At 70.3% G+C, this 24,150-nt stretch carries 32 protein-coding genes and 1 pseudogene; 15 read left to right on the top strand and 18 right to left on the bottom strand.

The features are described from left to right. The 7 genes and pseudogenes from ACLF5H_RS21845 to ACLF5H_RS21815 form a co-directional block, all read left to right on the top strand. The coding region (locus tag ACLF5H_RS21845; protein WP_421677705.1) for a methionine adenosyltransferase domain-containing protein at positions 1-157 on the top strand (157 nt) is incomplete at its 5' end. A 1-nt stretch (position 158) separates the two neighbouring features. Continuing rightward, the gene (locus tag ACLF5H_RS21840; RefSeq protein WP_421677696.1) at positions 159-1,142 is read left to right on the top strand and encodes a carbohydrate kinase family protein; all 984 of its coding nucleotides are present in this window, start codon (positions 159-161) and stop codon (positions 1,140-1,142) included. Continuing rightward, positions 1,139-4,422, top strand: a pseudogene (metH, locus tag ACLF5H_RS21835) (methionine synthase). Before ACLF5H_RS21840 ends, metH begins: the two are co-directional and overlap by 4 nt. Next, the gene (metF, locus tag ACLF5H_RS21830; RefSeq protein WP_421677695.1) at positions 4,419-5,276 is read left to right on the top strand and encodes a methylenetetrahydrofolate reductase [NAD(P)H]; all 858 of its coding nucleotides are present in this window, start codon (positions 4,419-4,421) and stop codon (positions 5,274-5,276) included. Before metH ends, metF begins: the two are co-directional and overlap by 4 nt. Then, positions 5,266-6,669 carry an adenosylhomocysteinase gene (gene ahcY, locus ACLF5H_RS21825; protein WP_421677694.1) on the top strand — a complete coding sequence of 468 codons (1,404 nt, stop codon included), beginning with the start codon at positions 5,266-5,268 and terminating at the stop codon, positions 6,667-6,669. Before metF ends, ahcY begins: the two co-directional genes overlap by 11 nt. Before the next feature lie 3 nt (positions 6,670-6,672). Beyond that, positions 6,673-7,455, top strand: coding sequence for a methylmalonyl-CoA mutase family protein (locus ACLF5H_RS21820; protein WP_421677693.1), 783 nt, complete (start codon positions 6,673-6,675; stop codon positions 7,453-7,455). 192 nt (positions 7,456-7,647) lie between these two features. Beyond that, positions 7,648-8,535 (top strand): Bax inhibitor-1/YccA family protein, encoded by an 888-nt coding sequence (locus ACLF5H_RS21815; RefSeq protein ID WP_421677692.1) that lies wholly within the window; start codon positions 7,648-7,650, stop codon positions 8,533-8,535. A 77-nt stretch (positions 8,536-8,612) separates the two neighbouring features. Here ACLF5H_RS21815 and ACLF5H_RS21810 read toward each other — a convergent pair whose 3' ends face one another. Next, complete coding sequence (locus ACLF5H_RS21810; protein ID WP_037653570.1) at positions 8,613-8,843, bottom strand: DUF4287 domain-containing protein; 231 nt, start codon at positions 8,841-8,843, stop codon at positions 8,613-8,615. A gap of 99 nt (positions 8,844-8,942) precedes the next feature. Between ACLF5H_RS21810 and ACLF5H_RS21805 the strand changes: the two genes are divergently transcribed. Next, the gene (locus ACLF5H_RS21805) at positions 8,943-9,254 is read left to right on the top strand and encodes a hypothetical protein (RefSeq protein ID WP_421677691.1); all 312 of its coding nucleotides are present in this window, start codon (positions 8,943-8,945) and stop codon (positions 9,252-9,254) included. Between the two features lie 91 nt (positions 9,255-9,345). Here ACLF5H_RS21805 and ACLF5H_RS21800 read toward each other — a convergent pair whose 3' ends face one another. The 3 genes from ACLF5H_RS21800 to ACLF5H_RS21790 all read right to left on the bottom strand — a co-directional run bounded on the left by ACLF5H_RS21800 (position 9,346) and on the right by ACLF5H_RS21790 (position 12,826). Then, complete coding sequence (locus ACLF5H_RS21800; protein WP_421677690.1) at positions 9,346-10,125, bottom strand: hypothetical protein; 780 nt, start codon at positions 10,123-10,125, stop codon at positions 9,346-9,348. A 308-nt stretch (positions 10,126-10,433) separates the two neighbouring features. Beyond that, the gene (locus ACLF5H_RS21795; RefSeq protein ID WP_421677689.1) at positions 10,434-11,654 is read right to left on the bottom strand and encodes an acetyl-CoA C-acetyltransferase; all 1,221 of its coding nucleotides are present in this window, start codon (positions 11,652-11,654) and stop codon (positions 10,434-10,436) included. 152 nt (positions 11,655-11,806) lie between these two features. Further along, positions 11,807-12,826, bottom strand: a complete 1,020-nt coding sequence (locus ACLF5H_RS21790) for an SGNH/GDSL hydrolase family protein (RefSeq protein ID WP_421677688.1) — start codon at positions 12,824-12,826, stop codon at positions 11,807-11,809. A 160-nt stretch (positions 12,827-12,986) separates the two neighbouring features. Here ACLF5H_RS21790 and ACLF5H_RS21785 point away from each other — a divergent pair, with 160 nt between their 5' ends. Then, positions 12,987-14,378 carry a cystathionine beta-synthase gene (locus ACLF5H_RS21785; protein WP_421677687.1) on the top strand — a complete coding sequence of 464 codons (1,392 nt, stop codon included), beginning with the start codon at positions 12,987-12,989 and terminating at the stop codon, positions 14,376-14,378. Positions 14,379-14,436: 58 nt separating this feature from the next. Here the strand turns inward: ACLF5H_RS21785 and ACLF5H_RS21780 are convergent, their stop codons facing one another. The 9 genes from ACLF5H_RS21780 to ACLF5H_RS21740 form a co-directional block, all read right to left on the bottom strand. Next, the gene (locus ACLF5H_RS21780) at positions 14,437-14,688 is read right to left on the bottom strand and encodes a hypothetical protein (RefSeq protein ID WP_421677686.1); all 252 of its coding nucleotides are present in this window, start codon (positions 14,686-14,688) and stop codon (positions 14,437-14,439) included. A 179-nt stretch (positions 14,689-14,867) separates the two neighbouring features. Then, positions 14,868-15,059, bottom strand: coding sequence for a DUF397 domain-containing protein (locus ACLF5H_RS21775; protein WP_421677685.1), 192 nt, complete (start codon positions 15,057-15,059; stop codon positions 14,868-14,870). Continuing rightward, positions 15,056-15,247 (bottom strand): DUF397 domain-containing protein, encoded by a 192-nt coding sequence (locus ACLF5H_RS21770; protein ID WP_421677684.1) that lies wholly within the window; start codon positions 15,245-15,247, stop codon positions 15,056-15,058. The genes ACLF5H_RS21775 and ACLF5H_RS21770 overlap by 4 nt, the downstream gene beginning before the upstream one ends. After that, positions 15,244-15,435, bottom strand: a complete 192-nt coding sequence (locus tag ACLF5H_RS21765; RefSeq protein WP_421677683.1) for a DUF397 domain-containing protein — start codon at positions 15,433-15,435, stop codon at positions 15,244-15,246. The genes ACLF5H_RS21770 and ACLF5H_RS21765 overlap by 4 nt, the downstream gene beginning before the upstream one ends. After that, complete coding sequence (locus ACLF5H_RS21760) at positions 15,432-15,623, bottom strand: DUF397 domain-containing protein (protein ID WP_421677682.1); 192 nt, start codon at positions 15,621-15,623, stop codon at positions 15,432-15,434. The genes ACLF5H_RS21765 and ACLF5H_RS21760 overlap by 4 nt, the downstream gene beginning before the upstream one ends. Further along, positions 15,620-15,814 (bottom strand): DUF397 domain-containing protein, encoded by a 195-nt coding sequence (locus ACLF5H_RS21755; protein ID WP_421677681.1) that lies wholly within the window; start codon positions 15,812-15,814, stop codon positions 15,620-15,622. The genes ACLF5H_RS21760 and ACLF5H_RS21755 overlap by 4 nt, the downstream gene beginning before the upstream one ends. Next, a complete protein-coding gene (locus tag ACLF5H_RS21750; RefSeq protein WP_421677680.1) occupies positions 15,811-16,002 on the bottom strand; it encodes a DUF397 domain-containing protein in 192 nt (63 codons plus the stop codon). Before ACLF5H_RS21750 ends, ACLF5H_RS21755 begins: the two co-directional genes overlap by 4 nt. Beyond that, complete coding sequence (locus ACLF5H_RS21745) at positions 15,999-16,193, bottom strand: DUF397 domain-containing protein (RefSeq protein WP_421677679.1); 195 nt, start codon at positions 16,191-16,193, stop codon at positions 15,999-16,001. Before ACLF5H_RS21745 ends, ACLF5H_RS21750 begins: the two co-directional genes overlap by 4 nt. Next, the gene (locus ACLF5H_RS21740; RefSeq protein WP_421677678.1) at positions 16,190-17,029 is read right to left on the bottom strand and encodes a helix-turn-helix domain-containing protein; all 840 of its coding nucleotides are present in this window, start codon (positions 17,027-17,029) and stop codon (positions 16,190-16,192) included. Before ACLF5H_RS21740 ends, ACLF5H_RS21745 begins: the two co-directional genes overlap by 4 nt. Before the next feature lie 135 nt (positions 17,030-17,164). Between ACLF5H_RS21740 and ACLF5H_RS21735 the strand changes: the two genes are divergently transcribed. The 5 genes from ACLF5H_RS21735 to tgmC all read left to right on the top strand — a co-directional run bounded on the left by ACLF5H_RS21735 (position 17,165) and on the right by tgmC (position 20,220). Further along, positions 17,165-17,605 (top strand): hypothetical protein, encoded by a 441-nt coding sequence (locus ACLF5H_RS21735; RefSeq protein ID WP_421677677.1) that lies wholly within the window; start codon positions 17,165-17,167, stop codon positions 17,603-17,605. Positions 17,606-17,768: 163 nt separating this feature from the next. Further along, complete coding sequence (locus tag ACLF5H_RS21730) at positions 17,769-17,942, top strand: hypothetical protein (protein ID WP_421677676.1); 174 nt, start codon at positions 17,769-17,771, stop codon at positions 17,940-17,942. 35 nt (positions 17,943-17,977) lie between these two features. Next, positions 17,978-18,355, top strand: a complete 378-nt coding sequence (locus ACLF5H_RS21725; RefSeq protein WP_421677675.1) for a hypothetical protein — start codon at positions 17,978-17,980, stop codon at positions 18,353-18,355. Between the two features lie 513 nt (positions 18,356-18,868). Then, positions 18,869-19,081 (top strand): hypothetical protein, encoded by a 213-nt coding sequence (locus tag ACLF5H_RS21720; protein WP_421677674.1) that lies wholly within the window; start codon positions 18,869-18,871, stop codon positions 19,079-19,081. Next, on the top strand, positions 19,078-20,220 hold the full coding sequence (gene tgmC / locus ACLF5H_RS21715) for an ATP-grasp peptide maturase system methyltransferase (protein ID WP_421677673.1): 1,143 nt from the start codon (positions 19,078-19,080) through the stop codon (positions 20,218-20,220). Before ACLF5H_RS21720 ends, tgmC begins: the two co-directional genes overlap by 4 nt. Positions 20,221-20,535: 315 nt before the next feature. Here tgmC and ACLF5H_RS21710 read toward each other — a convergent pair whose 3' ends face one another. The 3 genes from ACLF5H_RS21710 to ACLF5H_RS21700 form a co-directional block, all read right to left on the bottom strand. Further along, positions 20,536-20,979, bottom strand: coding sequence for a hypothetical protein (locus ACLF5H_RS21710; protein ID WP_421677672.1), 444 nt, complete (start codon positions 20,977-20,979; stop codon positions 20,536-20,538). 105 nt (positions 20,980-21,084) lie between these two features. Then, the gene (locus ACLF5H_RS21705) at positions 21,085-21,738 is read right to left on the bottom strand and encodes a carbonic anhydrase (protein ID WP_421677671.1); all 654 of its coding nucleotides are present in this window, start codon (positions 21,736-21,738) and stop codon (positions 21,085-21,087) included. A 99-nt stretch (positions 21,739-21,837) separates the two neighbouring features. Next, complete coding sequence (locus ACLF5H_RS21700) at positions 21,838-22,263, bottom strand: MerR family transcriptional regulator (RefSeq protein WP_421677670.1); 426 nt, start codon at positions 22,261-22,263, stop codon at positions 21,838-21,840. Between the two features lie 65 nt (positions 22,264-22,328). Between ACLF5H_RS21700 and ACLF5H_RS21695 the strand changes: the two genes are divergently transcribed. After that, positions 22,329-23,537, top strand: a complete 1,209-nt coding sequence (locus ACLF5H_RS21695; protein ID WP_421677669.1) for an MFS transporter — start codon at positions 22,329-22,331, stop codon at positions 23,535-23,537. Between the two features lie 73 nt (positions 23,538-23,610). Here ACLF5H_RS21695 and ACLF5H_RS21690 read toward each other — a convergent pair whose 3' ends face one another. Together ACLF5H_RS21690 and ACLF5H_RS21685 are read right to left on the bottom strand one after the other, a co-directional pair. Continuing rightward, positions 23,611-23,910, bottom strand: a complete 300-nt coding sequence (locus ACLF5H_RS21690; RefSeq protein WP_125211235.1) for a hypothetical protein — start codon at positions 23,908-23,910, stop codon at positions 23,611-23,613. A gap of 15 nt (positions 23,911-23,925) precedes the next feature. Further along, positions 23,926-24,111, bottom strand: coding sequence for a hypothetical protein (locus ACLF5H_RS21685; protein WP_125215031.1), 186 nt, complete (start codon positions 24,109-24,111; stop codon positions 23,926-23,928). Positions 24,112-24,150: the final 39 nt, after the last annotated feature.

Raw genomic sequence — 24,150 nt, 5'->3', positions numbered from 1 at the left:
CGACCTGCGTCCGGCCGCGATCATCCGCGACCTCGACCTGCTCCGCCCGATCTACGCCCAGACCGCGGCGTACGGCCACTTCGGCCGCGAGCTCCCCGACTTCACCTGGGAGCGCACCGACCGTGCCGAGGCCCTGCGCAAGGCCGCCGGAGCCTGACGTGCGTATAGCGGTCACCGGGTCCATCGCGACGGACCACCTCATGGTCTTCCCCGGCCGGTTCGCCGACCAGCTGATAGCCGGTCGGCTCGATCACGTCTCGCTGTCCTTCCTCGTCGACTCCCTGGACGTCCGGCACGGCGGCGTCGCCGCCAACATCGCCCACGGACTCGGGCAGTTGGGCCTGGCGCCCGTGCTGATCGGCGCGGTGGGCGCCGACTTCGAGCCGTACCGGGTGCTGCTGAAGGAACAGGGCGTGGACACCGAGTCGGTGCGGGTCAGCCCCGATCTGCACACCGCCCGCTTCGTGTGCACCACGGACGCCGACCAGAACCAGATCGCCACCTTCTACGCCGGCGCGATGGCCGAGGCCCGGCACATCGGACTGGCTCCCGTGCTCGCCCGGACCGGGGGGATCGATCTGCTCCTGGTCTCGCCCAACGACCCCGACGCGATGCTCCGCCACACCCGGGAGTGCCAGGAGCTCGGCATCCCGTTCGCCGCCGACCCCTCCCAGCAGCTGGCCCGCCTCACTCGCGACCAGGTCCGCGCCCTGGTCGACGGCTCACGGATGCTGTTCACGAACGAGTACGAGTCGGCGCTCCTCCAGGAGCGCAGCGGCTGGACGCGGGAACAGATCCTCGGCCGTACCGGACGGTGGATCACCACGCTCGGCGCCGCCGGCTCCCGAGTCCAGCAGGCGGGCCGCGCCCCCGTCGAGGTCCCGGCCGCGCGGGCCCGTGCCGCCGTGGATCCCACCGGGGTCGGGGACGCCTACCGCGCCGGTTTCCTCGCCGCGCTCGCCCGGGGCCGGGGCCCGCGCGACGCGGCCCGCCTCGGCAGCGTGACCGCCGTCCTCGCCCTGGAGTCGGTCGGCACCCAGGAACACCGGCTGCTTCCCGGGGAGTTGGCGGCCCGCCTCACCGAGGCGTACGGCCCCGCCGCCGCGGAGATCCTCGATGGCCGGGCGGAGGTGCGCCCATGACCACCGGCCCGCGGACCGCCGCTCTGCGCGAGGCCCTCGCCTCCCGGATCGTGGTCGCCGACGGAGCGATGGGCACGATGCTCCAGGCCCAGGACCCGACCCTGGACGACTTCCAGCAGCTCGAGGGCTGCAACGAGATCCTCAATGTCACCCGTCCCGACATCGTCCGCTCGGTCCACGAGGCGTATTTCGCCGTCGGCGTCGACTGCGTCGAGACCAACACCTTCGGCGCCAACCACTCCGCCCTCGGCGAGTACGACATCTCCGGCCGGGTCCATGAACTCTCCGAGGCCGGCGCCCGGGTCGCCCGGGAGAGCGCCGACGCGTTCACCGCCCGCGACGGCCGCCCCCGCTGGGTCCTGGGCTCCATGGGCCCCGGCACCAAGCTGCCCACCCTCGGCCACATCGGCTACGCCACGATCCGCGACGGCTTCCAGGCGAACGCGGAGGGGCTGATCGAGGGCGGCGCCGACGCGCTGCTCGTGGAGACCACCCAGGACCTCCTCCAGACCAAGGCGTCGGTCATCGGCGCCCGGCGCGCGATGCGACAGCTCGGTGCGGACGTGCCGGTGCTGGTGTCGATGGCCTTCGAGACGACCGGCACGATGCTGCTGGGCTCCGAGATCGGCGCCGCGCTGACCGCGCTGGAGCCGCTCGGCATCGACATGATCGGCCTCAACTGCTCGACCGGACCCGCCGAGATGACCGAACACCTGCGTCATCTGTCCCGGCACTCCCGCGTTCCGCTGCTGTGCATGCCCAACGCCGGCCTGCCGATCCTCACCAAGGACGGCGCCCGCTTCCCCCTCGACTCCGAGGGCTTGGCCGATGCCCAGGAGACGTTCGTCCGTGAGTACGGCCTCTCGCTGGTCGGTGGTTGCTGCGGTACGACTCCCGAGCACCTGCGCCAGGTCGTGGAGCGGGTGCGGGGTCTGACCCCGCCGACGCGTGACCCGCGCCCGGAGCCGGGTGCCGCGTCTCTGTATCAGTCGGTGCCGTTCCGGCAGGACACCTCCTATCTGGCGATCGGTGAGCGGACGAACGCGAACGGGTCGAAGAAGTTCCGCGAGGCCATGCTGGAGGCCCGCTGGGACGACTGTGTGGAGATGGCCCGGGAGCAGATCCGTGAGGGCGCGCACATGCTGGACCTGTGCGTGGACTATGTCGGCCGTGACGGCGTCGCCGACATGGCGGAGCTGGCCGGGCGGCTCGCGACGGCGTCGACGCTGCCGATCGTGCTGGACTCCACCGAGATCGAGGTGATCCGGGCGGGGCTGGAGAAGATCGGCGGGCGCGCGGTCATCAATTCCGTGAACTACGAGGACGGGGACGGCCCGGAGTCGCGGTTCGCGAGGGTCACTTCTCTGGCGCGGGAGCACGGTGCCGCGCTGATCGCGCTGACGATCGACGAGGAGGGCCAGGCCCGCACGGTCGAGAACAAGGTCGCGATCGCGGAGCGGCTGATCGAGGACCTGACGGGGAACTGGGGGATCCTGGAGTCGGACATCCTGATCGACACCCTGACCTTCACGATCTGCACCGGTCAGGAGGAGTCCCGCAAGGACGGCATCGCCACGATCGAGGCGATCCGCGAACTGAAGAAGCGCCACCCGGACGTGCAGACCACGCTGGGCCTGTCGAACATCTCCTTCGGCCTGAACCCCGCCGCCCGCATCCTTCTCAACAGCGTCTTCCTGGACGAGTGCGTCAAGGCCGGACTCGACTCGGCGATCGTGCACGCCTCCAAGATCCTCCCCATCGCGCGTTTCACCGAGGAAGAGGTGCGAACGGCGCTCGACCTGATCCACGACCGGCGCGCCGAGGGCTACGACCCCCTCCAGAAGCTGATGCAGCTGTTCGAGGGGGCGACGGCGAAGTCGCTGAAGGCGGGCAGGGCCGAGGAGCTGGCCGCGCTGCCGCTGGAGGAGCGGCTCAAGCGGCGGATCATCGACGGCGAGCGCAACGGCCTGGAGGCCGACCTGGACACCGCGCTCCAGGACCGCCCCGCCCTGGACATCGTCAACGAGACGCTGCTGGAGGGGATGAAGGTCGTCGGCGAGCTGTTCGGCTCGGGCCAGATGCAGCTGCCGTTCGTCCTCCAGTCCGCCGAGGTGATGAAGGCCGCGGTCGCCCACCTCGAACCCCACATGGAGAAGTCCGACGCCGACGGCAAGGGCACCATCGTGCTGGCCACCGTGCGCGGCGACGTCCACGACATCGGCAAGAACCTGGTCGACATCATCCTGTCGAACAACGGCTACAACGTGGTCAACCTGGGCATCAAGCAGCCCGTCTCCGCGATCCTGGAGGCCGCCACCAGGGCGAGGTCCGCTACGCCCGCGACGCCTTCGAGGGCCTGCGCCTCATGGACGCCCTCATCGGCGTCAAACGCGGCGTCCCCGGCGCCAAACTCCCCGAACTCAAGCAACGCCGGGTCCCCAGGAGGGAGCCGGTCCTCATGGAACCGGAAGGCGAAGGACGCTCGGACGTCGCCTCGGACAACCCGGTACCGGCCCCGCCGTTCTGGGGCACCCGTGTCATCAAGGGCATCCAGCTCAAGGAATACGCCTCCTGGCTGGACGAGACCGCCCTCTTCAAGGGGCAGTGGGGACTGACGAACGACCTGATCGAGACCGAGGGCCGGCCCAGGCTGCGTGGTCTGCTGGACCGGCTCCAGACCGAGAACCTGCTCGAAGCGGCCGTGGTCCACGGCTACTTCCCCTGCGTCTCCAAGGGGGACGATCTGATCGTCCTGGACGAGCACGGCGCGGAGCGCACCCGGTTCACCTTCCCGCGCCAGCGCCGCGGCCGCCGCCTGTGCCTGGCCGACTTCTTCCGCCCGGAGGAGTCCGGCGAGCGGGATGTCGTCGGCTTCCAGGTCGTCACCGTCGGCTCCCGCGTCGGCGAGGAGACGGCCAAGCTGTTCGAGGCCGACGCCTACCGCGACTACCTCGAACTGCACGGCCTGTCCGTCCAGTTGGCCGAAGCCCTCGCCGAGTACTGGCACGCGCGCGTGCGCACCGAACTCGGCATCTCCGCTGCCGACCCGGCGTCCATGGCCGGCATGTTCCGTACCGAGTACCAGGGTTGCCGCTATTCGTTCGGCTATCCGGCCTGCCCCGACCTGGAGGACCGCGCCAAGATCGCCGCCCTGCTGGAGCCGGAGCGGATCGGCGTCCATCTCTCCGAGGAGTTCCAGCTCCACCCCGAGCAGTCCACGGACGCCCTCGTCGTCCACCACCCCGAGGCGGGCTATTTCAACGCGGGGCGGCGCTCATGACCACCTTCTCCTTCGAGTTCTTCCCGCCCAGGAATCCCGCCGGTGAGCGCACCCTGTGGCAGACGATCCGCCGGGTCGAGTCCCTGCGCCCGGACTTCGTCTCCGTCACCTATGGCGCGGGCGGCTCGTCCCGGGACCGTACGATCGAGGTCACCCGGCGCATCGCGGCCGAGACGACATTGCGCTCGGTCGCCCATCTCACCGCCGTGGGCCACTCGGTGGCCGAGCTGCGGCACATCATCGGCAGTTACGCGGCCGCCGGCATCCGCGACGTCCTCGCGCTGCGCGGAGATCCCCCGGGCGACCCCAGGGGCCCCTGGGTGCCGCACCCGGACGGCTTCACCCACGCCGTCCAACTGGTCGAACTGGTCCGCTCACTGGGTGACTTCCGCATCGGTGTCGCGGCCTTCCCGGAACGGCACCCGCGCTCGCCCGACTGGGACAGCGAGATCCGGCACTTCGTGGCCAAGTGCAAGGCGGGCGCGGACTACGCCATCACGCAGATGTTCTTCCACGCGGACGACTATCTGCGGCTGCGCGACCGAGCGGCGGCGGCCGGCTGCGACATACCGATCATCCCGGAGATCATGCCCGCCACCGACGTACGCCAGATCCGGCGGTTCGCCGAACTGAGCGGGGCCGCCTTCCCCGAGGACCTCGCCCACCGCCTGGAAGCGGCCCGCGACGACCCCGCCGCCGCCCACCGCATCGGCGTCGACCACGCCACCGCCATGGCCGACCGGCTCCTCACCGAAGGAGCGCCCGGTCTGCACTACATCACCCTCAACCGCTCGACGGCGGCCCTGGACATCCACCGGGCCCTCCACACTTCAAGGAGCGCAAGTGTCCGCTGAACCCACCGACTTCAAGGTCGCCGATCTCTCGCTGGCCGAGTTCGGCCGCAAGGAGATCACTCTCGCCGAGCACGAGATGCCGGGCCTGATGGCGATCCGCAAGGAGTACGCCGAGGCGCAGCCGCTGGCCGGCGCCCGTGTGACCGGTTCCCTGCACATGACGGTGCAGACCGCGGTGCTGATCGAGACCCTGGTCGCCCTCGGCGCCCGGGTCCGCTGGGCCTCCTGCAACATCTTCTCCACCCAGGACCACGCCGCCGCCGCCATCGCCGCCGCGGGCATCCCGGTCTTCGCCTGGAAGGGCGAGACCCTGGAGGAGTACTGGTGGTGCACCGAGCAGGCGCTGACCTGGCCGGAGGGCCCCACCGGCGGTCCGAACATGATCCTGGACGACGGCGGCGACGCCACCCTCCTCGTCCACCAGGGCGTCGCCCGCCAGAAGACCGGCCAGCTCCCGCCCGCCGACAACGACGAACTCGCCGTCGTCCGCGCCCTGCTCGAACGCAGCACCCTCGACTGGACCGCCCTGGCCGCCGACATCAGGGGCGTGACCGAGGAGACCACGACGGGCGTGCACCGTCTGTACGAGATGCAGCGCGACGGTGAACTCCTCTTCCCGGCCATCAACGTCAATGACGCGGTGACGAAGTCGAAGTTCGACAACAAGTACGGCTGCCGGCACTCCCTGGTGGACGGCATCAACCGCGCCACCGACGTCCTCATCGGCGGCAAGACCGCCGTCGTGTGTGGTTACGGCGACGTGGGCAAGGGCTGCGCGGAGTCCCTGCGGGGTCAGGGTGCCCGGGTGATCGTCACGGAGATCGACCCGATCTGCGCGCTGCAGGCGGCGATGGACGGCTATCAGGTCACGACGCTGGACGAGGTCGTGGACAAGGCCGACATCTTCGTCACCACGACGGGTAACAAGGACATCATCATGGCCTCGGACATGGCCCGGATGAAGCACCAGGCGATCGTGGGGAACATCGGTCACTTCGACAACGAGATCGACATGGCCGGTCTGGCGGGGATCCCGGGGATCGTCAAGGACGAGGTCAAGCCGCAGGTCCACACGTGGACGTTCCCGGACGGCAAGGTGATCATCGTGCTGTCCGAGGGCCGTCTGCTGAACCTGGGCAATGCGACGGGTCATCCGTCGTTCGTGATGTCGAACTCGTTCGCGGACCAGACGCTGGCCCAGATCGAGTTGTTCACCAAGCCCGACGAGTACCCGACCGGTGTGTATGTGCTGCCCAAGCACCTGGACGAGAAGGTCGCCCGTCTCCACCTGGACTCCCTCGGCGTCAGGCTGACGACGCTGCGCCCGGAGCAGGCGGCGTACATCGGTGTCGAGGTCGAGGGTCCGTACAAGCCGGACCACTACCGCTACTGATCCATGCGCCTCGCGACCCGGACGACAGCGACCGCGGGCCCCCTCGCGCATCCCGCGCGGGGTTCCGCCGGTGACTGCAATGCGCACCTCCGCCGACAGGTGGAGCGCGGCGCACGGCACCTGCTGATCTGCGCCGACCGGCCCACGGGCCTGGGCATGGACAGCGACGACCCGGCCGTGCGCGGTTCCGTGGGCCGCTGCGGTGGGGCGGTCGACTCGATCGACGACATGCGCGTCCTGCTGCGCGGCCTGCCGCTGGACGAGATCACCGCGACGCTCCTCGCCGAACCGCCCGGCGCGGCGCTGCTGGTGGTCCTGTGGGCCCTGGTGGCGCAGGAGCGGGGCGGCGGCGGGCGGTGCCGCGTCAAGGTCCTGCTCCGTCCGTCACCGGGCCCGGCGGCGGACGGGTACGACGCCCCGTCGATGTCGCTGCTGACCGCGGTCTGCGCCCCGTCCCGCATTCCGGTGCGCGCGGCATCACCCGGCGAACTCCAGCAAGGGGGGCAATTCCCTCGAACGGGGTGGGACATGGAGTCGTACGGGCCGGCCCTGTCCCCCTCGGGGGTGATCGAGGCCGCCCAGGCCGAGCGCCTGGCCAAGCTGCGGGCCTGGCGCTGCGAGGACCGGCTCGACGCGGCTCTCGCCGCGCTGCGCGACTCGGCGGGGCGCCCCGCGGACCCATGGTTCCGGGCCGCGCTGGGCGACGCCCTGGCCGCGGGCGCCACCCTCGCGGAGGTGTCCGGCGTCCTTGACACGGCCCGGCGGGCGGCCCGTGTCCGTACGTGAGGAGGCGCGAATCCGGCGGGTGCTTCTCGGGTTTGTCACGGAGTGCCGCCCGGCGTGGCCGTGAGCGGGTCCTGCGGCTAGCGTGTGGGTCGACACGGCAGGGGAAAGATCCTCCTCAAGTACCACGATCGATCCTTTGCCAATCCATTACGCTTGAGCCAAGGCTGCGCGAGGCAGCCATGGAGGAGTGAGATGAGGAGCAGCAACCCGGTCTTCTCGCGACGGGGCTTCAGCCGCGACAACGGCTACGCCGGCTTCAACGCCGCACCGCAGGCCGGGTACGCAGGCGGCAACCCGTACGCGCAGAACCCCTACGCGCAAGCTGGCCAGAACCCGTACGCACAGCAGGGCGGTTACGGACAGCCCGGCGTCCAGTACGGCACCCCGCCGCAGGCCCCGGCCACCACCGGCCGGATGACGATGGACGACGTCGTCGTCCGCTCGGCCCTGACGCTCGGTACGGTCGCCCTGGGCGCCGTCCTGGCCTGGGCCCTGCTGCCGGTCTCGCCCACGAGCTACGGCCTGGCCGTCGGCTCCGCGCTGATCGCGTTCGTCCTGGCGATGGTCCAGAACTTCAAGCGCACCCCGGTGCCCGCGCTGATCCTCGGATACGCGGCCTTCGAGGGCGTCTTCCTCGGCGTCATCAGCGAGATGTACAACAGCCGCTGGCAGGGCGCCCCCTTCCAGGCGGTGCTCGGCACCATGGCCGTCACCGGCGCCACCCTCCTTGTCTACAAGGCCGGCTGGATCCGCGTGACCGCGCGCTACGCCCGTATCGGTCTCGCCATCGCGATGGCCTTCATGGCCGTCATGGTGGTCAATCTGCTGCTGGTCGTGTTCGGCGTCGCCGAGGACGGCGGGCTGCGCAGCTTCGGCCCGCTCGGCGCGGTCGTCGGCATCATCGCGATCCTGCTCGGCGCGTTCTTCCTGACGCTCGACTTCAAGCAGATCCAGGACGGCATCGCCTACGGCGCGCCGCGCAACGAGTCCTGGCTCGCCGCGTTCGGTCTCACCGTCACCCTGGTGTGGATCTACCTGGAGATGCTGCGCCTGGTGGCGATCTTCACCAACAACGACTAGCGCGCGTACGGCGCGCAGTTCGGCCAAGGGCCCCGGGCTTCCCGTCCGGGGCCCTTCGCCGTCCGGGGGCGGGTGCCTCAGAGCAGCTTGCGGGCCGCCCTGCGCAGGTCGTACTCGTGCACGATGGCCTTCGCGTGGCCGTACGCGAGGTCGTACTCGTGCCTCAGCCAGGTGACCTTCTCCTCGAAGCGGAACAGGGCGGGGCCTTCTTCGACGGTGCGCAGCCAGTCGGAGACCTCACGACCGGTGCAGTGCGGGATGCGGGCGAGCATGTTGCGATGGGTCTCCTCGGAGAAGACTTGGGACATCGGCACCTCCGGGCGCAAAGGGGATGTGGGCCGGTCCTTCACGTCACCGTGCCCGAGGGTTCGCCTCTTGGCAACAGTGCGGCGCGTTACGCTCGGCGCGTGGTTGATACGACACCCCTGACCCAAGCAGTGGATCACTTCGCCGACCGGCTGCGTGCCGCGCCGCAGAGCAGGCTCCAGCGCAGCGCCGCCGGGGCCGCGCTGGAACTGGCCCGGGAGCTGGCCCGCCGGGCACAGGCGGTGGAGGAACCGGGCACCGAGCCGCGGGAGATGCCGGACGCGGGGATGTTCGCGGTGGCGGACCAGATCCTGGTGGCCGCGCACGACTTGGCGCTGGTGCTGAGGAGCGACGACGAGGTCGGCGAAGCGGTGCGGCTGGTCGAGGAGGCGCGGGAGCGGGCGGGGGTCTGAGCGCGCCGCCCGGGTCCGGAACAAGTTCTCTGAACGGGGTCGGGGGCCGAGGCGCCCTGAGCCGGTGCCGTGCACCGGCGCCGTCGTCCCGCTACAGGGACGCGATGACGCGGTCCGCGAGAATGTAGATCATGTCCTCGCCGCAGGCGAAGGTGAGCGTGTAGGCCCCGGAGACGCCCGAACCGCCCAGCAGATAGGGGGCGTCGCCCGCCTCCACGGCCCGCGCGAGGCGCTCGGCCGTCTCCCGGTGACCCGGCGTCATGCACAGCGTGGTGCCGTCGGCGAAGACATAGACGTCGAGGGTGCCCAGCGGACCGGGGCGCACATCGGACAGCTCCACCCGCTCGTCGGCGAGGTGCTCCAGCGTGGTGGCCGTGCGCTCGTGGTCGCCCGCGGCCGACTGGGCCGGGACGAAGTCCGGGTGGGAGGGGTGCCGTCGGCGGGCCGCGGCCAGCTCCGGGGACTCCCCGGCGAACTCGTCGGCGTCGGCGGCGGACTCCGCCACCGGCTCCAGGCCCGCGAAGTCGGACTGCCGCGGCAGGAAGGGGTCATGGTCGGGCAGGCCGAGCACGGAGGGCGCGTCGGAGGCGTCCCGGGCCTCCTGCGCGGCCCAGAAGGCACGCGCCTCGGCGAGTTCCCGCTCCCGCTCCTCGGCGAGCGCCTCGGCCACGGCCGCGCGTATCCGCTCGGTGTCGGCGTGCGTGCGGGCGTGCGGCAGCAGCGCGTGCGTCGTCGCGGACTGGTTCTCCGCGAGCTGTGCCTGAAGCTCCGTGAGCTGACGGCGCAGCTTCAGCACGGTGCGCAGGACGGCGACGCCCACGGCGCCCGTGGCGGCCGTGGTGAGCAGCAGGGCGATCGGCATGGCGCTCACTGACGTACTCCCAGGTTCAAAAGTCGACCCCCGACTTCCTACATCAGCTTGAAGGGCGGACTACCCAGCTGTCAGTGCGTAACGTCACGAAACGGACAGTTCTTTGGCCTCGCGGTCACCTCTGGTGGTGTGCCGTCCGGTGCTGACCTGCGCCGATGCCCGGGTCGGGGGAGATAGGTCACATCCTGGGGGAGATTGGATCACAGAAAGGCCCAGAACCCGGTGGTTTCGCGGGTTCTGGGCCGATCCCTGACGTAAGGTGCCCGATTCGCTACGGACGGTTGGTCAGCCGCTGCGGGCGGGCCGGGTCAGCTGAGGCGCTCGATGACCATCGCCATGCCCTGGCCGCCGCCGACGCACATCGTCTCCAGGCCGAACTGCTTGTCGTGCCACTGGAGGGAGTTGATCAGCGTGCCGGTGATCCGGGCGCCGGTCATCCCGAAGGGGTGGCCGACGGCGATCGCGCCGCCGTTGACGTTCACCTTGTCGAGGTCGAAGCCCAGCTCGCGGTAGGAGGGGATCACCTGGGCGGCGAACGCCTCGTTGATCTCGACCAGGTCGATGTCGTTCGTGCTCAGACCGGCCCGGCGCAGCGCCTGCTTGCTGGCCTCGACCGGGCCGAGGCCCATGATCTCGGGGGAGAGGGCGGAGACGCCGGTGGACACGATGCGGGCGAGCGGGGTCAGGCCCAGCTCGCGGGCCTTGCTGTCGCTCATGATCACGAGGGCGGCGGCGCCGTCGTTGAGCGGGCAGCAGTTTCCGGCGGTGACCAGGCCGTCGGGGCGGAAGACCGGCTTCAGGCCGGAGACGCCCTCCAGGGTGACACCGGCGCGCGGGCCGTCGTCCTTGGTGACCACGGTGCCGTCGGGCAGCGTGACCGGGGTGATCTCGCGCTCCCAGAAGCCCGCCGCGATGGCCTGCTCGGCGAGGTTCTGCGAGCGCACGCCGAACTCGTCCATGTCCTGGCGGGTGATGCCCTTCCAGCGGGCCAGGTTCTCGGCGGTCTGGCCCATCGCGATGTACGCGTCCGGGATCAGCCCGTCCTCGCGCGGGTCGTGCCAGGTGGTGCCCTCCTGCTGCGCGACGGCCGCGGTACGGGCCTCGGCCTCGGCGAACAGCGGGTTGCGGGTGTCCGGGTAGCTGTCGGAGCTGCCCTTGGCGAAGCGCGAGACGGTCTCGACACCGGCGGAGATGAAGACGTCGCCCTCGCCCGCCTTGATGGCGTGCAGGGCCATCCGGGAGGTCTGGAGCGAGGAGGAGCAGTAGCGGGTGATGGTGCAGCCGGGCAGGTGGTCCATGCCCATCTGTACGGCGATGATCCGGCCGAGGTTGTTGCCCTGCTCGCCGCCGGGCAGACCGCAGCCGAGCATCAGGTCGTCGATGTCCCTCGGGTCCAGCTCGGGCACCTTGGCGAGCGCGGCCTGGATGATCGTGGCGGCGAGGTCGTCGGCGCGCAGATCCTTGAGCGACCCCTTGCCGGCGCGGCCGATGGGGGAGCGGGCGGTCGAGACGATCACGGCTTCGGGCATCGGGGCTCCAGATGAACGGGGTGTTGTGCAGGGCCGGTCTGGAAGTTACCCGCCCGTAGTTGACAGGTCATCGGTGTCGGAGTGTGACTCTGACCGCAGTTTCTAAGCGCTTGCTTGGTCGGCGGGGTCATCGGCGGTCCCGGCCGCTGCCGTCAGGGGGACGGCGCCGTCGTCTCGGGCTCGGGGACACGGCGGCGATGGCGCCGCTTGAGCAGCGCCCAGGGGCCGCGCGGCCCCGTCGGCATCGCGGCCGTGACCTCCGTACCGGCCTCCGCCGCCGCCTCGGCCGCCGCCCGGGCCACCGGCAGGAACCCCTCGCGCCGAGTCAGGTCCGGCCGGTCCTCCTCCGCCGGCCACAGCCCCAGCGCCGCGCACACCGTGGGCAGCACGGCCATCGCCGCCGTGGCGTAGCCCTCGGCCGACGGGTGGTAGTTGTCGGGGCCGAACAGCTCCCGGGGATTGGCCGCGAACTCCGGGCCCAGCAGATCGCCCAGCGAGACCGTGCGCCCGCCCTGCTCCACCACCCCGATCGTCTGCGCCGCCGCCAGCTGCCGCGAGGCCCGCCGCGCCAGCCAGCGCAGCGGCTGCTGCACCGGCTCGATGGTGCCGAGGTCGGGGCAGGTGCCGACCACCACCTCCGCGCCGGCCGTGCGCAGCCGCCGTACCGCCGCCGACAGATGCCGCACCGAACGCGTCGGCGGCATCCGGTGCGTCACATCGTTCGCGCCGATCATGATCACGCAGACGTCCGGCGCGGGCGGCCCGGCCGACAGCACCAGCGCCACCTGGCGGTCCAGATCGTCGGACTGCGCCCCGGTCAGCGCCACGTTCCGCAGCTGGACCGGGCGTTCCGCGACCGCCGCGAGCCCGGAGGCCAGCAGGGCGCCGGGGGTCTGCCCCGACCGGTGCACGCCCTGCCCCGCGGCTGTGGAGTCGCCGAGCATCACCAGGCGCAGGGGCGGCTCACCGGGCACGTCGTACACCCGGCCGTACGTCCCCTCCGCGCCCGGTACCCGCTCGCCGGTGCCGTTGCCCACATGGCGCCGGGCCAGCCGCACCTCCGCGAGCAGCAGTCCGACCGCGGCCGCTCCGACCAGCCCGGCCCCGCCCCCGCCGTACGCCGCCCCGGCCGCGATCCGCCGGGCCACCCGCGCCCTCGACATGTTCGTCATGCGTCGCCGCCACCTCCTCCGTAGCCGTACACCCACTCCTTGCCCCGTACAGGGCGTGCGTCAATCTCCACGGGGAGTGAACGACCGCCCGAGCCGGGCCGGGGGCCGTAGGCTGACGGCACCACTACGACCACTTTTTTTGCAGCGACCGGAGACAACGGTGCGATTCCACGACTCGATGATCAGCCTCGTCGGCGACACCCCGCTGGTGAAGCTCAACAACGTGACCAAGGGCATCCAGGCGACCGTCCTGGCCAAGGTGGAGTACTTCAACCCGGGCGGTTCCGTGAAGGACCGCATCGCCCTGCGCATGATCGAGGCCGCCGAGGAGAGCGGGGAGCTGAAGCCCGGCGGCACCATCGTGGAGCCCACCAGCGGCAACACCGGCGTGGGTCTGGCGATCGTGGCCCAGCAGAAGGGCTACAAGTGCATTTTCGTCTGCCCTGACAAGGTGAGCACGGACAAGATCAACGTGCTGCGTGCCTACGGCGCCGAGGTCGTGGTCTGCCCGACCGCCGTGGACCCCGAGCACCCGGACTCGTACTACAACGTCTCCGACCGCCTGGTGCGCGAGACCCCCGGCGCCTGGAAGCCCGACCAGTACTCCAACCCGAACAACCCGCTCTCGCACTACCACTCCACCGGCCCGGAGCTGTGGGACCAGACCGAGGGCAGGATCACCCACTTCGTGGCGGGCGTCGGCACCGGCGGCACCATCTCCGGCACCGGCCGCTATCTGAAGGACGCCAGCGACGGCAAGGTCCAGGTCATCGGCGCCGACCCGGAGGGTTCCGTCTACTCGGGCGGCTCCGGGCGCCCGTACCTGATCGAGGGCGTCGGTGAGGACTTCTGGCCGACCGCCTACGACCGCACCGTCGCCGACGAGATCGTGGCCGTGTCCGACAAGGACGCCTTCCAGATGACCCGCCGCCTCGCCAAGGAGGAGGGCCTGCTGGTGGGCGGCTCCTGCGGCATGGCCGTGGTCGCCGCGCTGCGCGTCGCCGAGCGGCTCGGCCCGGACGACGTCGTCGTGGTCCTGCTCCCGGACAGCGGCCGCGGCTACCTCTCGAAGATCTTCAACGACGAGTGGATGGCCGACTACGGCTTCCTGGAGGACGAGGGCCCGAGCGCCCGCGTCGCCGCCGTCCTGAAGGACAAGGCCGGCGCGACCATCCCCTCCCTGGTGCACATGCACCCGGAGGAGACCGTCGGAGAGGCCATCGAGGTGCTGCGCGAGTACGGCGTCTCGCAGATGCCCGTGGTCAAGCCGGGCGCGGGCCACCCCGACGTGATGGCCGCGGAGGTCGTCGGCTCGGTGGTGGAGCGCGAGCTGCTCGACGCGCTGTTCTCCCAGCGCGCGTCCCTGTCGGACCCGCTGGAGAAGCACATGTCCGCTCCACTGCCGCAGGTCGGCTCCGGCGAGCCGGTCGGCGACCTGATGCAGGTGCTCGGTACGGCGGACGCGGCGATCGTCCTCGTCGAGGGCAAGCCCACGGGTGTCATCAGCCGCCAGGACCTGCTGTCCTTCCTGGCCAAGGGCGGCGGCAAGTAGTCCCGACGACACGGGCCCCCTCCCGGGTGGGAGGGGGCCCGTGTCCGCGCGCGGGGTGTCAGCCGAACATCTTCATCTCGATCTCGACGCGCGCGATCTGCACCCCGGTCTCCTGACGGAGCCGCCGCGCGGCCCACGTCACGGCGTCCTCCAGGCATGGCGCTGCCACCGTGCAGGGGAAGGACACGCCGTTCGGGTCCTGCTCCCATCCGATCTCGCCGCTGGCGAGCACGTCAGAGTTGCAGAACCGGTCGGACTGCTCGGCAGTGGGCCGCACCTCGGGGTACAGGGTGAACCACCACTCACGCACAGCCGCTGTGCTTACGTGTGAACTCGTCAATGCGCCTCGCCTCCATACCTGCGCTCCTCTAACGGGCGGGAGCCCCTTCGGATACGCCGTCTCGCAGGGACAGCACGCCGCCGCCCGGCCACGTACGGGAACGGGCCCCTCCAACTCGTTCGGAGGGGCCCGTTCCTGCGTGCGGCGTGTCAGGCGCGCTGGTCCGAGGCGAACTGGACGAAGGCGGACCAGGAGTTGGTGCTGAAGGTGAGGGTTCCGGCGTCGCGGTCCTTGGTGTCGCGGACAGGGACGGTGCCGTGGACGTTGGTGGCGACCTCGACGCAGGCGCCGCCGTTGTTGCTGTGCGAGGAGGTGAACCAGTGGGGGGAGTTGGTCGTCACGAGGATGCCTTTCGAGAGGCGAACTGGACGAATGCGGACCAAGAACTGGTGCCAAAAGTGAGAGTACCGGCGTTGCGGTCCTTGGTGTCACGGACGGGCACCATGCCGTGGACGTTGGTGGCGACTTCCACGCAGTTGCCGCCGTTGCTGCTGTAGGAGGACGTGAACCAGCGGGGGGAGTCCGTCACGGGGTGTCCTTCTGGGAGGCGAACTGGACGAACGCGGACCAGGAGTCGGTACGGAAGGTGAGGGTTCCGGCGTCGCGGTCCTTGGTGTCGCGGACAGGGACGGTGCCGTGGACGTTGGTGGCGATCTCGACGCAGTCGCCGCCGTTGTTGCTGTGCGAGGACGTGCACCAGTGCGGGGAGTCCGTCACGGGGTGTCCTTCTGGGAGGCGAACCGGACGAACGCGGACCAGGGGGCCGTGCCGAAGGTGAGGGTTCCGGCGTCGTGGTCCTTGGTGTCGCGTACGGGGACGGTGCCGGGGATGTTGGTGGCGACCTCGATGCAGGCGCCGCCGTTGTCGCTGTGGGAGGACGTGAACCAGCGGGGGGAGTCCGTCACGGGGTGTCCTTCTGGGAGGCGAACTGGACGAACGCGGACCAGGAGTTGGGGCTGAAGGTGAGGGTGCCGGCGTCGTGGTCCTTGGTGTCGCGTACGGGGACGGTGCCGTGGACGTTGGTGGCGACCTCGACGCAGTCGCCGCCGTTGCTGCTGTGCGAGGAGGTGAACCAGCAGGGGGAGTTGGTCGTCACGAGGATGCCTTTCGAGAGGCGAACTGGACGAACGCAGACCAAGAACTGGTGCCAAAAGTGAGAGTACCGGCGTTGCGGTCCTTGGTGTCACGGACGGGCACCATGCCGTGGACGTTGGTGGCGACTTCCACGCAGTTGCCGCCGTTGTCGCTGTAGGAGGACGTGAACCAGCGAGGGGAGTCCGTCACGGGGTGTCCTTCTGGGAGGCGAACTGGACGAACGCGGACCAGGAGTCGGTGCGGAAGGTGAGGGTTCCGGCGTCGCGGTCCTTGGTGTCGCGGACGGGGATGGTGCCGTGGACGTTGGTGGCGACCTCGACGCAGGCGCCGCCGTTGCTGCTGTAGGAGGAGGTGAACCAGCGGGGGGAGTCGGTCGTCACGGGGTGCCCTTTCGTACCTCATGGATCATGGCCACCGATGCCGCCTGGGGCAAAGCTTCGGCCTGCAACTGATGGTAGGCCGTCAACAGCGGCAATACGGCTGCCGTTTCGCGCTCCACGTGCCCTCGCAGCTGGGATTCCGCGTACGCGACCACGGACATGTTCGGCATCGTCAGCAGGTACATCGGCAGGTCGAACGATCGCCGTGCTCCTATCCCGAAAGGTGACACATGGATGACCCAGTTCGGGAGAGAGGAGGCTTCGGCAAGCCGCTGGAGCTGCCGATCCATGACCTCCGTGCCGCCGACTGTGTGACGAAGGCAGCTCTCGTCCATCACCACCATCACCATGGGCGACCGGGTGCGCACCAGCGCTGCTTGCCGAGTCGCCAAGAACGCGACGCGTTCATCGGCTTGTTCCGGCGTGATGGCCCCACGCCGCACATCGCCCTCAGCAACCGCCCGGGCGTACTCCGGTGTCTGTAGCAGTCCGGGGATCAGCCCGATCTGAAACAGCCGGATCTCTGCTGCCTGGCCCTCGTACTTGACGTACTCGGGGAACCCCTCCAGCAGCGCACTGTGCCGTAACTGGCGCCAGTCCCGCTCCAACGTGTCGGTTGAGCTGGCGAGGCCGAACACCTGGTCAAGCTTCCTCGAAAACCGCAGAGTTGGCGGCTTGCGTGCAGTTTCAACAGCCGATACGTGCTGGCTGGAATACCCCAGCTTCTCGGCCAGCTCCTCCTGAGTCCACCTTTGCTCCTCGCGCAGCCTGCGCATACGCGCGCCGAACGCTGCTGCGGGGCTGGCCTCCGGGTCCAACTCCCTGCGATTGACCATGTCGTCGCAACCCCTCCTTCCGATCTGGCCCATTGAAGGGTTTCTGACTCTAGGTCACGCTGAAGGCGCTCGGTAGCGACTCCGCTACACAGAGGAGTGGTTGAGAAAGGCTGGGCGATGCACCCCCACACCAGCATGGCCATCGAGGTCGCGGAGATCACCAACTCTCTGGCTGCGGTTTTGAACGACGCGGCCATCAAACTCCCCCAGTTCCACGCAAGGTTGGCCCCGAACGATGGCCGGGATTTCGTCATCCGACTGGGTGACTGCAACGTACGGCAGGGACGTGCCCTGCTCTGCCTGCTGCTCGACGGACTGGTGCTGCGGCAGCGGTACCCCTCCGAGTTGCCGATGGGCGCTCCGGTGAGATCCGGGGAGTGCGGGCTGAGCCCGGAGGACGTGCTGGCGAGGCTGAAATGCGCCTTCAGCGAGGCCGGTTGGCTGGTCGACGTGGACGTCATCCAGACGGCGTGGGGACCGCGCCTGGCCTTCCGCAACGGCCTGGGGCTGGACCACGTGGAGGAGCTGATTCTGACGGTCGAGGCCGGCGTCAGGGCCAGGGTGATCAAGGTTTGACGATGACCCTCGCGGTGTACCGGCTGGACCGCCAGGGGAACCGGCACGTGGTGCGGAAGGAGCACGAGGTGACCCCCCTCAAGCGGCCCGAGTTCTCCAGCGCTTGGCCGCCGTGCCGATGCCCGAGGCACCGCAACAGCAACCGCCCATGAGGGCCCGGCCTTTGACACGAGGCTTCTGCCTCCTGTGCCGCCACACCAAGTACGTCCTCTGGATCGGTCCGGTCGAGCACGACGGACAGCGCGCGCCGGCCTACGCCTGCGAGGACTGCTGCGCGTTCGTACGGACCTACATCCACCAGTGCAACCAGCGGTGGGACCGGCGTCCCGCCACCTGACCGACCTTCACCGCAACCGCGCCCGGGAGCCCACGATGTTCCGATGCAAGGCCACGACCGCCCTGGACGACGCCGTCCTCGCTCTCGCGACGCAGATCCCGTCCCCGCGAGCGGACATCGACTGGGCGGCGTCCCGCTCGCTGCGGTGCCTGCTCGAAGACGTTCCGCACGACCATCACGCGGCATTCCTCCGCACCGGCGCGAGCGCAGCCCCGGACTCCGATGTCTTCGTGTGCTGGCGCGACGGGGCGGCCGAGCAGTGGTTCGAGGACATCGCGTGCTGCATGAACAGGCCGAACCCGCTGGCCCCGGGCTGCACCCTCTTCACGGGACACCCCGGCCGGTGCGACTGGCAGTACGCCGACCCCGAGGACCCGGCCATCCAGGAAGCCGCCGACCGACTCACCCTGTGAGCCAGGAAACGGAGACGCAGCACCGATGACACAGACACCGCCCACCACGACCACCCCCGGTGACGGCTCCGGACCGGGCGGTGCGACTGACGTGGACAGCACCGAGTCGTACGACCAGGACGAGAGTTCCGACTGACGGGTGACAACAGGCCGGTACCGGTGCTGACCGACCCCTTGCTGACGTACCGTACGAGCGGTCAGCGGGGCACCCTGTGCACGGCAAGCAGGGAACTCGACACCTGCCAGGTCCGGTCCGTATGGGTGCGGGGGCCCTCGCCTTACGAGGGACCGCAGGGATTGGGCGACCAGGACCGCCGGTTCGCGGCTCAACAGGCGCTGTGGGTTCCTGGTGCCCACCGCGGTGAACACCAACGACCCTGACGAGGCCAGGATGTTCGCCACCCGCCAACCCGGCGGCGTGGTCTACAAGCCGGTGTGAAACACGCCCTACCGCGTGGACGGCCAGCCACACGGCGTGTGGGTCCGGAAGGTGCACGAAGCCGAGATGCGCGGGTGACCGTCGTGGGCGGCCGACTGCTCGGCGTCCGGACCGACAGCCCCGACCTCGACCGGCGTCACCGGCAGGATCTGATGACGTGGACACCGGTCGCCGCCTACTTCACCGAACTCCGACCGAACGGCCAGTGGGCGTGGCAGCCCGCGGAGACCACCACGGCGATCGCCCATGCCCTCGCCGACCAGCTGGAGAAAGGTCCCGACACATGAGCACAGCGAGTCAGCTCCGCGCCGCCCTGGCGGCCAGGCTCATCGAGGACGCTCCGTCCGTGGAACCCGAGTGGCGAAGCGCCGTACAAACGGTTCCCCGCGAGCTGTTCACGAGGTCCTACTTCAGGCCGGTCGCGGGCACCGTCCCCACCGGCTACCGCCCCGTGCGAGAGGGCGAGCCCGGATGGCTGGAGGGGGTCTACTCCGACGAGACGCTGATCACCCAGCTGGACGGTCGCATCAGGCCCGACGACATGACCGAGGGAGCCGTGACAGGTTCCCCGTCATCGTCGTCCACCTTGCCTTCGCTGGTGTTGCGCATGTGGCGGCGACTCGGCGCCGAGACCGGTCACCGGGTGCTGGAGATCGGCACTGGAACCGGTTACTCGACCGCCCTCGGAGCACACCGGCTCGGGGACGCCGACCTCACCAGCGTCGAGTACGACCCGGTGGTCGGCGGGGCCGCTGCCGCCGCTCTCAAGGCGGCCGGCTTCGCGCCCCGGCTGATCATCGGTGACGGGCTGCGCGGCGATCCGAACGGGGGCCGGTACGACCGGCTGATCGCCACGTGTGCGGTCCGGTACATCCCGCTGTCGTGGCTGCACCAGGTGAAGCCCGGTGGAAAGATCCTGGTCACGTTGTCCGGATGGAGTTACGCCAACGCCCTCGCACTGCTGGACGTGACCGGCCCCGGGGAGGCCACGGGCCGGTTCCTGCCCGGCTGCACCAGCTTCATGATCGCCCGGCCGCACGACCGGCCGCCCCGTCCGACGCTGGTCCTGTCGCCGGGGGACGAGCGCCCGAGCCGGATCGACCCCACGAAGCGCGACGACTGGACCGGCGGCTGGGTCGCACAGCTCGCGGCGCCCTCGGCCGAACGCATGGGAGCGGGACCGGAGCAGATCCTCTGGGACGTGTCCACCGGTTCACAGGCCCGGACGGCCCCTGGTCCCGACGGCGGGTGGACCGTCGTACAGCGCGGGCCCGTCCGGCTGTGGGACCGGGTCGAGCAGGCCATACGGCTCTGGCAGGCCGCCGGTGAACCTCGTCAGGAGGGATTCGGAATCACCGTCTCGGCTGCCGGTCAGCGGGTCTGGCTCGCCACCGAGGACGGCCCCGGCTGGGACCTGCCGATCTGAGGGGCGGCAGCCTCGGCCGACTCGCCCGCGCGCCCCTGACCTCGGCGAACTCGTGGTGACCGGGGCCGTTCGAATCGCCGCGCAAGTGGTACGAGGGTGTCACGTGCACGCAGCACCCTCTTAACACGCGTCCGGCAGATTAGGGGGTGTCGGCGTCACGGACTTCCGGAGCGGCTCCCGGACCTCCATGGACGCCAAGGATGCGCGGCCCGGCCCTGACCCGGCCCGCATCCCCCGCGGGGACCGCCGTCGTCCCGCCCCCCGGCAACGGGGGTGCGGCGGTCCCCGCGCGAATCTCTCCCGCGGCCCGGGACCTCAGTCGTCACCGCCGGAGCGGCGCCGCCCCGACAGCAGTTCGGGGTGCTGGCGTATCGCCTGGGTCGCGTTGACCCCGACGATCCCGATCCAGGTGGCCACCATTCCGGCGAGTCCGGCGAGGGCACCGGCGATCGCGGACAGCGGGACGGCGAGGACCAGGGTGAGCAGGGCGAAGCCGTACCGCTCGCCCCAGGAGTCCACCGGGTTCCGGCGCCCGGCGGTGCCGCGCGCAGCGGCCATCTGCTGCTCGGCCACCTGCCGCCGCACTCGCCGGTCCACCGCGCCGTCGAGCCGCTGCTCGACCTTCTCCAGGAAGGATTCGATCAGGGCGGAGTCATAGTCGTCCCCCAGGTCCCGGCGGGCCCGGACGGTCGCGTCGAGGTCCTTCCGCAGCTCGGCGTCGCCCTTGAGTCCGACGTCCTGCGGGTCACGTGCGCTCATGCCCTCACCCTAGAAAACGCCGGGCCCCCACCGCACTGGGGAAAGCCCCCCTCTTGAGGTGGTGCGAACCCCTCAGGGCGGACTCAGGGAGGGCTCGGAGTGGCCTCAGGGCAGCAGCGACACCAGCCCCGAGCCCGCGCCCACCCGTGCGGCCACCACCCGGGCCGCCCCGAACGCGGGGTCGGCCCGGATCGCGTCCCGTACCCAGGTGGTCTGGGCCCGCAGAGTGTGCTCCGCCCAGTCGCCGGGCCGGTTCCGGGTGCGGCGGGCGGCGGGGGCGATCTCCTCCACCAGCAGCTCCAGATGGCCCGGCACCGGTGCCCCGGTGCGCAGCCGCTCCAGCGTGGCGGCCACCGCGGCGCACCGCTCGTGTCCGAGGACCAGCACGAGCGGCGCGCCGAGTTCCTGCACGCCGTACTGCACCGACCCGAGCACGGCCTCGTCCAGGACCAGCCCGGCGGTACGGATGCACAGCAGCTCCCCGAGCGGCTGGTCCAGGACCAGCTCCGGCGGTACGGGCGCGTCCACACAGCCGATGACCACCGCGCACGGCCGCCGCCCGGTGGGACGGACGTACGGCTGCCGGGGGAGGCCACCGGTGCAGCGGGCGTTGCCGGCGAGGAGTTCGTCCAGGACGGCGGCCGCGGTGGGCCGTGGCTCGTCCGCGCCGGGTGGGGGGACGAGCGAGGGGAAGGGAGGACAGGGCGGACGGGGAGCGGGCGCGGTCGGCGTCCGTAAGGCCCGGTGGGGGGTGGCCATGACGCTTCCTCGGTGTTCGTGCCAGTAGTGTTCACCGTAGGCACGCGAACCATCACTCAGGGTGGCGATTTAACGACACTTGGTCGTTTACGCGCCGGATCATCGCCGCCCGGATACCGCCTCTTGACGGGCGTCGCCGTGGCAAACCGCTGCCGCGTCCCGCGTCTGGTTCGCCCGCACGGCCTCGACGTAGTGGGAGATCGCCTCCCGGCTGCGCAGCAGGCACTCGATCCGGTCGGTCATGCGCTGCCGCTCGGTCTCCAGGGTGGCGATCGTCTCCGGTGTCGCGTCCGAGACATGGATGGCCCGGGGGTCGTTGATGCACGGCAGGATCTGCTTGATGATCCGCGTCGGCAGGCCGGAGTCGAGAAGCCCCCTGATCTGAAGTACCCGGTTCACACAGCCTTCGGGATAGTCCCGGTAGCCGTTCGGCGCGCGGTCGGCGGCGAGCAGGCCCTGCTCCTCGTAGTAGCGCAGCAGCCGACGAGGGGTTCCGGTCCGCTCGGACAGTTCACCGATCCGCATGTTGACGCACCTCGGTTCGCGGGAGCTTGACATTCACATCAATGTGAGGGTTTGAGGATACCGCCATGTCGACCTCACAGACAGAGCTGCCGAGCGCTTCCGCTCCCGCGGCAGACGATCGGAAGCTTCCCCTTTCCCCCCTGCTGGCTCTGGCCACGGCGGCCTTCGTGGCCATCCTGACCGAGGCGCTCCCGGCGGGCGTGCTCCCCGAGATGGCCCGTGGCCTGTCGGTGAGCGAGTCCGCGACGGGTCAGGCGCTGACGGTCTACGCCATCGCCACCGGCGTCGCGGCCATCCCCCTGTCCCTCGCCACGGCGGCCTGGCGGCGCAAGAGGCTGCTGCTGCTCGCCGTGGCGACGATCGCGACCGCCAACCTGGTCACCGCCCTCTCCTCCGACTACCCGCTGACGATGGCGTTCCGGCTCCTCGCCGGTGTCGCCGCGGCCGCGGTCTGGGCCGAACTCGTCGGCTACGCGCGGCGCCTGGCGCCCCCGCACCTGCGGGGCAGGGCCATCGCCATCACCATGGCGGGCGTCCCGCTCGCCCTGTCGCTGGGCATCCCGCTCGGCACCTTCATCGGCGGGCTCTTCGGCTGGCGCCTGGCCTTCGGCCTCGTGGCGGTGGTCTCCGCGGCGCTGCTGGGCTGGATCGCGGTGTCGGTCCCGGACGCCCCGGGGCGGCGGCCCGGAGTCCGCGAGCCCGTCCTGAAGGCGCTGTCCCTCCCGGGCGTGGTGGCCGTCCTGTTCGTGGTCGCGGCCTACGTACTGGCCCACAACATCCTCTACACCTACATCGCCGCCTTCCTCGACGCGCACCACATGGGCGGCTCCCGCGACAACGTGCTGCTCGTCTTCGGCATCGCGTCCGTGGTGAGCATCTGGATCACCGGCGCCCTGGTCGACCGCCGACTGCGCGGGCTGACCGTCGTCAGCAGCGCGCTCTTCCTGGTCGCCGCCGTCCTGCTGGGTGTGCTGGCCGACCATGTGGTCGTGGTCTACGCGGCCATGGTGCTGTGGGGCCTGGGCTGGGGAGGCGTCACCACCCTGCTGCAGACCGCGGTCACCGACGCGGGCGGCGACCGGGGGCAGGCCCTGCTGGTCACCACCTGGAACTCGTCCATGGCCGGCGGCGGCGCGGCGGGCGGCATCCTGCTGGACGCGCTGGGCCCCGAGTCCTTCCCCTGGAGCGTCCTCGCACTCATGGCCCCGGTGCTGGTCGTCGTCATCGCCGCCCGCAAGCACGCCTTCCCCTCGTCCCGCCCCGGAGCCCGGTGAGGCACCCCGGGACGGTCGGGCCCTCCGAGAACGCGCCGCGCACCGGGGTCTTCCCGGTGCGTCCGCGTTCGCCCTACGACTCCGCCGATCTCGGGTGCCTCTTCAGCCACGCTCGGCGAGGCTTCTCCAGCAATCCCGCGGATTCGGCGATCAATCGGGCGGCCGAAGTGAATACGGCCGCTTCGTAGAACGCCCCGATGTTGAAATGCGAGTAGTGCGGACCGATCCCAAAAAAGACACCCACGGCGCAACAGTAGAGGGCTGCCAGAAATCCGCGTCGCCGGTTCAGCGGATAGATGATCAGTGGGACGATCGGCCATAAATATGCCGTGCACAGGAACGCGACGGTCAGGGTGATGATGACGAACTTCATCGACTCGATCCCCCGCTATAGAGCGCCGGCTTCGTACATGCCGGCGAGAGTGAGGACGCCGGCGGGCAGGAAGATGAGGCATGTGGCGAACAGTAATCCCATCTTCCAGGAGTTGTTGTTCGCTATTTTTACGCACAGCAGCACGGCTAGTGTTATGTAGAAGAAGAGCGGGATGAATATGAATGTGAACCCTGATCCCATTCAGTCTCTCCATGCTGTGACCCGAGGGCCGAATCCTGT

It is taken from the genome of Streptomyces sp. LaBMicrA B280 (assembly GCF_049222185.1).
Lineage (GTDB): Bacteria > Actinomycetota > Actinomycetes > Streptomycetales > Streptomycetaceae > Streptomyces > Streptomyces murinus.
The sequence above is the reverse complement of the archived record's forward strand: the minus strand, read 5'-3'. Positions and strand labels throughout refer to the sequence as shown.